Annotated in this window: 7 protein-coding genes and 1 pseudogene; 2 read left to right on the top strand and 6 right to left on the bottom strand. The window is 59.3% G+C overall.

The window, feature by feature from the left end; genetic code table 11:
- From hfq to WCA53_RS20200, 3 genes are all read right to left on the bottom strand, one after another.
- Nucleotides 1–187, bottom strand: a 187-nt coding sequence (hfq, locus tag WCA53_RS20210) for an RNA chaperone Hfq (protein WP_423914791.1), incomplete at its 3' end; no start/stop codon positions are given.
- Nucleotides 188–676: 489 nt separating this feature from the next.
- Entirely contained in the window at nucleotides 677–904 is a 228-nt protein-coding gene (locus WCA53_RS20205) for a hypothetical protein (protein ID WP_423914788.1), read from the bottom strand.
- 195 nt (nucleotides 905–1099) lie between these two features.
- On the bottom strand, nucleotides 1100–2428 hold the full coding sequence (locus tag WCA53_RS20200) for an LLM class flavin-dependent oxidoreductase (protein WP_423914784.1): 1329 nt from the start codon (nucleotides 2426–2428) through the stop codon (nucleotides 1100–1102).
- A 165-nt stretch (nucleotides 2429–2593) separates the two neighbouring features.
- On the opposite strand from WCA53_RS20200, the gene WCA53_RS20195 reads away from it, so the two are divergent.
- The gene (locus WCA53_RS20195) at nucleotides 2594–3175 is read left to right on the top strand and encodes a TetR family transcriptional regulator C-terminal domain-containing protein (RefSeq protein WP_423914781.1); all 582 of its coding nucleotides are present in this window, start codon (nucleotides 2594–2596) and stop codon (nucleotides 3173–3175) included.
- A gap of 5 nt (nucleotides 3176–3180) precedes the next feature.
- Here WCA53_RS20195 and WCA53_RS20190 read toward each other — a convergent pair whose 3' ends face one another.
- A complete protein-coding gene (locus WCA53_RS20190; RefSeq protein ID WP_423914778.1) occupies nucleotides 3181–3837 on the bottom strand; it encodes a lytic transglycosylase domain-containing protein in 657 nt (218 codons plus the stop codon).
- A 142-nt stretch (nucleotides 3838–3979) separates the two neighbouring features.
- A complete protein-coding gene (locus WCA53_RS20185) occupies nucleotides 3980–5248 on the bottom strand; it encodes an MFS transporter (protein ID WP_423914776.1) in 1269 nt (422 codons plus the stop codon).
- A 241-nt stretch (nucleotides 5249–5489) separates the two neighbouring features.
- Between WCA53_RS20185 and WCA53_RS20180 the strand changes: the two genes are divergently transcribed.
- Nucleotides 5490–5954: a hypothetical protein gene (locus WCA53_RS20180; RefSeq protein WP_423914773.1), complete on the top strand. Its 465-nt coding sequence runs from the start codon at nucleotides 5490–5492 to the stop codon at nucleotides 5952–5954.
- Between the two features lie 99 nt (nucleotides 5955–6053).
- Here the strand turns inward: WCA53_RS20180 and WCA53_RS20175 are convergent.
- Nucleotides 6054–6253: pseudogene (locus WCA53_RS20175) on the bottom strand (methyl-accepting chemotaxis protein); the annotation flags it as partial.

Genomic DNA, 6253 nt, shown 5'->3' with positions numbered 1-6253 from the left:
AAATCGAATGCTTGTAGACCGCCTGGATACCCGCCGCAGAGCTGAGCATGACCAGATACTGATCGAACGATTCGATGTGACCAACCAGTCGTACACCGTTGACAAGGAAAATCGCAACGCGCTTGCGCTCTTTGCGTGCGGCGTTCAGAACGTCGCTTTGACTTTGCTGATGGGGTTCTGTAGCCATTCTGGTTCGACCTGACGTTAGTGTTTCGGGTTGTTACGGCACCAAGTTGCCGAACGTTTAATGCAATACACAATCCACCATCGCGCGACCGATTCGCCATTCGCTTTCGACGAATCGGGTCCACACGAGGACCATGCTACCGCTTCTCGCCAAGGTAATAAATCATGGGCGCTGTCGCGCCGAGACCGGTCACATAGCGTTTGTCATGCATTTTAAATGCCATGACGAGCTCGTCGCGGGGACGTTTGCCCATCTTCGAGCGTGGCCGCCCTAAGGAGTTCAATCGCCACACGGAATTTAACTGCTCGCCAACAAGCGCCACGGGACACCGCCGACTTCTGGCAGCGGTCCGCCGCAAAGCTGAAGCCTACAGTTTATATTAATCGACTAAACGAAACGTGACCCGCCCTCTCGCGTGCCAAAGAAAAAGCTGCCGCCGTTTCAGAACTGCGGCAGCTTTTCTCCGCCACAGATAGACCCGCTTGGCGCTTATTGACTAGCGGCGACCGGCGGATTCTTCTTGTGCTTGAAGTGGAGTTTTCCTGGTTTGGAGCTGCCTGGTGTCGATGTGTTGTCACCGCCGGCCGTGGGACCCGCGGTGGCAGCGCCGTGCGCATTGCCGCCCCCCGAGCCGCCGTTGCCGTTACCTTCGGCCGAGGCCATGGCGGACACACCGAGCAGGATCGCGGCTACGGAAATCAGTCTCAATGCCTTCATTGATCAGCCTCCCAAACATGCGGTTTTATGGCGAACGGCGAGGAACGCTGGCGTGGCATCAAAGCAGGACCCGCAGGCGATGCACCGACTGTAATCGATTGCCCGCGCCGCTTCAAGAATCGTTTTTACCGACCCGTGCAGGCATCCGTGCGGCATCTCTTCCCGGCATCAAGCGAGCGATGACGAGCGCGCCGCTCACGCCTTGAAAAACCGGTTGTCCGGCCGCGGCAAACCAAGATTCTCACGCAGTGTCACGCCTTCATACTCGCGCTTGAAAATGCCTCTTGCCTGCAGTTCAGGCACGACTTTATCGACAAAATCGTCTAGGCCCTCGGGCAGGTAGGGGAACATGACGTTAAATCCATCCGAGCCCTCCTCCACCAGCCATTGCTCCATCTGATCCGCGATCATGGACGCTGTGCCGATCATTTCCAGTCCTGAATAACCACCAATGCGCTGCGCGAGCTGGCGAATTGTCAGCTTGTCGCGGCTGGCCCAGTCAAGCACGCGTTCGCGGCTGCTCTTTCCCGCATTGGTCTCCGGGATCCCGGGCAACGGGCCGTCGGGGTCGAACGCCGACACGTCGTGACCGAGCGCGATCGACAGCGAGGCGATGCCGCTGTCATAGTGGACGAACGTGTCGAGACGCGCACGTTTCTCACGTGCTTCGTCGATCGAATCGCCTACGACCACGAATGCCGCCGGCATGATTTTCAAGTGATCAGGGTTACGTCCAAGCTTTGCCATCCGGCCCTTTACGTCGGCATAAAAGCGCTGGCCGTCGACCAGCCTGGTCTGCGCCGTAAATACGACCTCCGCGGTTTCAGCCGCGATTTGCCGCCCCGCCTCCGAGGACCCCGCCTGCACGAGGACCGGCCATCCCTGCACCGGGCGCGCGATGTTAAGCGGTCCACGCACCGACAGGTGCTCGCCCTTGTGGTTCAGCACGTGCATCTTCGCGGGATCGAAGAACGTGCCGCTTTCGACGTCGCGCACGAACGCATCGTCCGCCCAGCTATCCCACAGGCCCGTGACGACATCGAGAAATTCACGGCCCCGCCGATAGCGCTCGCCATGCTCCGGTTGTTCGTCGAGGCCAAAGTTCAGTGCAGCGTCGGGATTGGCTGTGGTGACCATATTCCAGCCCGCCCGGCCTCCGCTGATGTGGTCGAGCGATGCAAAGCGGCGAGCCACGTGATACGGCAGGTCGTAGGTTGTGGATGCCGTCGCGATCAACCCGAGACGCTCGGTTACGGCTGCAAGCGCGGACAGCAGCGTAAGCGGCTCGAACGAGGTTGCCGTATGGCTGCGCTTCAACGCCTGCGCAGGCATGTTGAGCACCGCAAGGTGATCAGCCATGAAAAAGGCGTCGAACCGCCCTCGCTCGAGTGTTTGCGCGAACCGCTTGATATGTGCGAAGTTGAAGTTTGCATCGGGAAACGCGCCGGGATAACGCCACGCCCCCGTGTGGATGGTGGCGGGGCGCATGAAGGCGCCGAGGCGCAATTGACGTGACGGGCTCATGGATTCCACTCGAAGGTTGATAAGGATGCCTTGACGAAAGTCGAACGCCCCATCTGCGGACGGAGATCCGGTGAATACCATACGTCAAACGGAAAAAGCGTGCTCGACTGGACGTCTGCCCACCGTCTTGACTCCCAATATGGACGACCGTACAATAAATCCACTATGCCAAGACCTTCACATCGCTCCAAAATCCTCTCCGAAGGTTTAAAAGTCGTACATGAGCGAGGCTTCGGCGGGGCGAGCGTGCGCGACATCGTTCAGGCTGCCGGCGTTCCGCAGGGCTCGTTCACGAATCATTTTGCATCGAAGGAAGCATTTGGCCTCGAGGTCATGGATCTCTATTTCGCGAACAGTCGCGAAACGATCCGTGAGACGCTTTGCAACGACTCGCTAGCGCCGCTTCAACGACTTCGCGACTACATTGACGCAAACATTGAACACATCAGTCAGAACCATGCAAAAAACGGCTGTCTGTTCGGCAATTTCGCTGTCGAAGCAAGCGATCACAGCGAGGTCCTGCGCTTACGCGTGGTCGATATCTTTGCAGAAGTACAGAAGTGCGTTGCGTATTGTTTAGGCGCGGCCGTGGAGGCCGGCGAATTGCCGTCTAGCGTCGATTGCGATGTGCTCGCGCAATTCGTGGTGTCGTCGCTGCAAGGTGCAATCCTGTTAGCGAAGGCGCAACGCAGCCCCGCTCCCGTCGAGGGTTTCAAGGAATTGCTGTTCGCGATGGTCTTGCGCTGAGGCGCTCAGTGAGAATCGACAACCGCGACTTTCTCCGAGCCGCGGTTCGCTGCATCCAGGCTCGCCGAAAACTGACGCATGCGGAAATCGACGCGCTGCGCGTAGCCCCGCCCGCCACCGCTGTAACGTTTGAGGGCGCTGCCAAGGTCGCCGTCCGATGCGTCAAGGTATTCGCGCAGAATCGAGGAGCCGATACGGACGTTCTCAGTTGGCTCGGTTATATCCTTGCCGGCAGCAGCCAGTTCCGGATGCGCCGCCGGAAGAATCTGCATCAACCCCTGGGCACCGGCCACGCTGACGGCGTGCCGGTCAAATCCCGACTCTGTCGCAATGACCGCGAGCAGCAGGACCGGCGACACAGCATAGCGGTTAGCGGAGCTAATGACCGCTTCAGCGATCAAGGTCGACTCGCGCCGTGCCACGCGAAATCGTTGCCACAAGACAGTGACTATCGATTCGATCTGCAACGGTGCATGGGCCGCCAGCTCACTGAGGGGCGCGGCGGGTACGAGCGCCTCATCCGCCGCAAGCGCGGTGCCCGCGACCGACAGTGAGATCGCGCCCAGCGCAAGATTGCGTCGCAGGAGTCGTCCCCGCTCTCTTCTCAGTTCCCCTCTTGACTCAATTGCCGACGTTGCACATGTTGCTCGTTGTTGACGCATTTCGATAGCCTAGGATTAGCGTTCGTGAAGGCTACGCTGCCAGGTGTATCGAGAAAGATAAAAGTCCGGGTTGCAGCATAAACAAGTTGTCAATTCAGCCCGGATATCCGCGCGTGCGGGACCGAAAAGATCACCGAAGCAGCTAGCGCAACTCCGATCCCTTGAGTTCGGGGATCAGGAAAACGGTAGCGATAATGTCGATCAGGTAGATGCCGGCCAGCATCGCGACCGCGATTTGAAACGTGTAGGTCGACGCAACGAATCCAACTGCGATCGGACCGAGCCCACCTATCGCACGTCCGATATTCCAAAGCACGTTTTGCGCAGTTGCGCGGACCTCGGTGGGATAGGCTTCCGACATCAGTGCACCGTATCCGCCCACCATACCGTTCACGAACATGCCCATCAAGGCGCCAACCCACAGCATCGCAGCGGGGCCAGAGAGCCGTGAATAGATGATCACCGTTGCAACCGCGCCCACCTGAAAAAGCAGAAACGCAGGTTTGCGGCCGATTCGATCCGCGATCTGGCCAAACACGCCCATGCCGATCATCATCCCTACGACTGTGACTGCAGTCCAGACACCGGACTTGGTCAGTGAAAAACCGAGTTCCCTGGATAGATACGTCGGCATCCAGATCATGATCCCGTAGTAGCCGAAGTTTTGCACGGCGCACAGGATCGCAATGCCAATACTTGTCTTGGTGCTTGCCGCATCGGCAAAGAGCAATCTAAAGCCACCGATCAAGCTCGTGGCGCCCTGCTTGGACGACGCAACGCGTACGAATGCTTGAGGCTCTTGTAGTCGATTGCGAAGCACCCACGCGACACCCGCAGGGAGCACGCCAACAAGGAACATGCCGCGCCAGCCAATCAGGGGAAGCAACGCCGGCGTCACTAACGCGGCGCACAGGACGCCGCATTGCCAGCCAAGGGCAACATACGACGAGGCACGCGCCCGCATGCTTGCCGGCCACGCTTCGGCGGCCAGCGCCATGCCGATTCCGAACTCGCCCCCCAGGCCTATTCCCGCGATGGTCCGATATGCCAGCAAGTCCCAATAGCCTTTGGCGAAGGCACAGAGACCGGTGAAGACGGCGAACAGCATGATCGTCCATGTCAGCACGCGTACTCGCCCGAAGCGGTCGCTCAGCGCGCCAAAGACCACGCCACCTGCGACAGCGCCCACCAGCGTCCAGGTCACGAGTGCGCCCGCTTGTTGTGTCGAAAGGCGGAGCGACAGTGCGATGCCTGGCAACATGAAGCCAAGGATCAAGAGATCGAAACCGTCCATCGCATAGCCTATTGCCGAACCCGCCAGCGCTTTCATGGCGTAGCGGCCGACGCGCTCCTGAGGTTCCAGGCGAGTGCTTTCATCGCCCGATCGACCCGCCTTCACTTCCCCGTTCATTGTGTAGCTCCAGTCAAGCGGACCGACACTTTAACTGGTGAAAATTATCCCTGAGGTTTGGAACGCCTGGCGTACGTCGCCAACCCGGCCGTTGGCCCTTCACGTCAGCGTGGCAACGTGTGCTTTTAGCGTCCTTGCCACGCGCGCTACGCCTGCCATTTGTTCTGATGAATAGCAAAAATCCCCTAAAGAAAACGTTAAACACGTTCGTTAACCTGTAGACGCAACTCTGGATGCCTCCATGCCACGTCCTATTCAGTTCCAAGGTTCGCCTCAAGCCGTCCGCGCACGATTGAACAAGGCGCTTCTGCTTCCTATTCCACGCGCGGTTAGCGACGAGCTGTCGCTCGGGGCTTACCTTTCGCTAGCAGGGCTTCATGCAGGCAAAGGCTGGATAGACGGCGCCCGGCGCTTGACAGAAGTCATGCTGCTCGCGAGTTTCATATCGGAGGCTGGCTACGGGCCGTTCGAACAAGAAGCGCTCGTCAAGAGCGACGCTGCGATCGCCCTGGTCTTCCAGAAAGGCAATGAAAGCGGCGTCTGGGAACTCGACGACGACGCGTACGCGTGGTTCGCCGCGATCGTCTGCCTCCACGACTGGCAACTACGCAACGCGCCGATGTCGGTCGTGGCGGCGGCTAGCGACCGTCTTGACCGCATCAAGGCAGGCGAGGCTTGCCAGCAACCCCAGAAGAAACGCGCTTAAGCCACAGCAGGTGAGTGTATTCGCCCGGGCTTGCATCGCGTCATCGGTTTCATCGCGGCGGACCTGCCCGAAGGATTTTGAGCAACCACGCCGCGTCCGTCAAACCCGGAAGATCGACACGACGAGATCGAGCTGCGCCGCCTGCTGCTCAAGCGACGCGGCTGCAGCGGCCGCCTCCTCCACGAGCGCCGCATTTTGCTGGGTCACCTCATCCATCTGCGAGACCGCCCGATTGATTTGCTCGATGCCACCGGTTTGTTCCGACGACGCCGCGCTAATCTCGCCAATGATGTCGGACA

It is taken from the genome of Caballeronia sp., from assembly GCF_049581465.1.
Classification (GTDB): domain Bacteria; phylum Pseudomonadota; class Gammaproteobacteria; order Burkholderiales; family Burkholderiaceae; genus Caballeronia.
The sequence above is the reverse complement of the archived record's forward strand: the minus strand, read 5'-3'. Positions and strand labels throughout refer to the sequence as shown.

Bases quoted from the DNA above. Each gene is read 5' to 3' on its own strand.
- WCA53_RS20190 (WP_423914778.1), bottom strand. From the start codon at position 3,837: ATGCGTCAACAACGAGCAACATGTGCAACGTCGGCAATTGAGTCAAGA.
- WCA53_RS20185 (WP_423914776.1), bottom strand. From the start codon at position 5,248: ATGAACGGGGAAGTGAAGGCGGGTCGATCGGGCGATGAAAGCACTCGC.
- WCA53_RS20195 (WP_423914781.1), top strand. From the start codon at position 2,594: ATGCCAAGACCTTCACATCGCTCCAAAATCCTCTCCGAAGGTTTAAAA.
- WCA53_RS20200 (WP_423914784.1), bottom strand. From the start codon at position 2,428: ATGAGCCCGTCACGTCAATTGCGCCTCGGCGCCTTCATGCGCCCCGCC.
- WCA53_RS20180 (WP_423914773.1), top strand. From the start codon at position 5,490: ATGCCACGTCCTATTCAGTTCCAAGGTTCGCCTCAAGCCGTCCGCGCA.
- WCA53_RS20205 (WP_423914788.1), bottom strand. From the start codon at position 904: ATGAAGGCATTGAGACTGATTTCCGTAGCCGCGATCCTGCTCGGTGTG.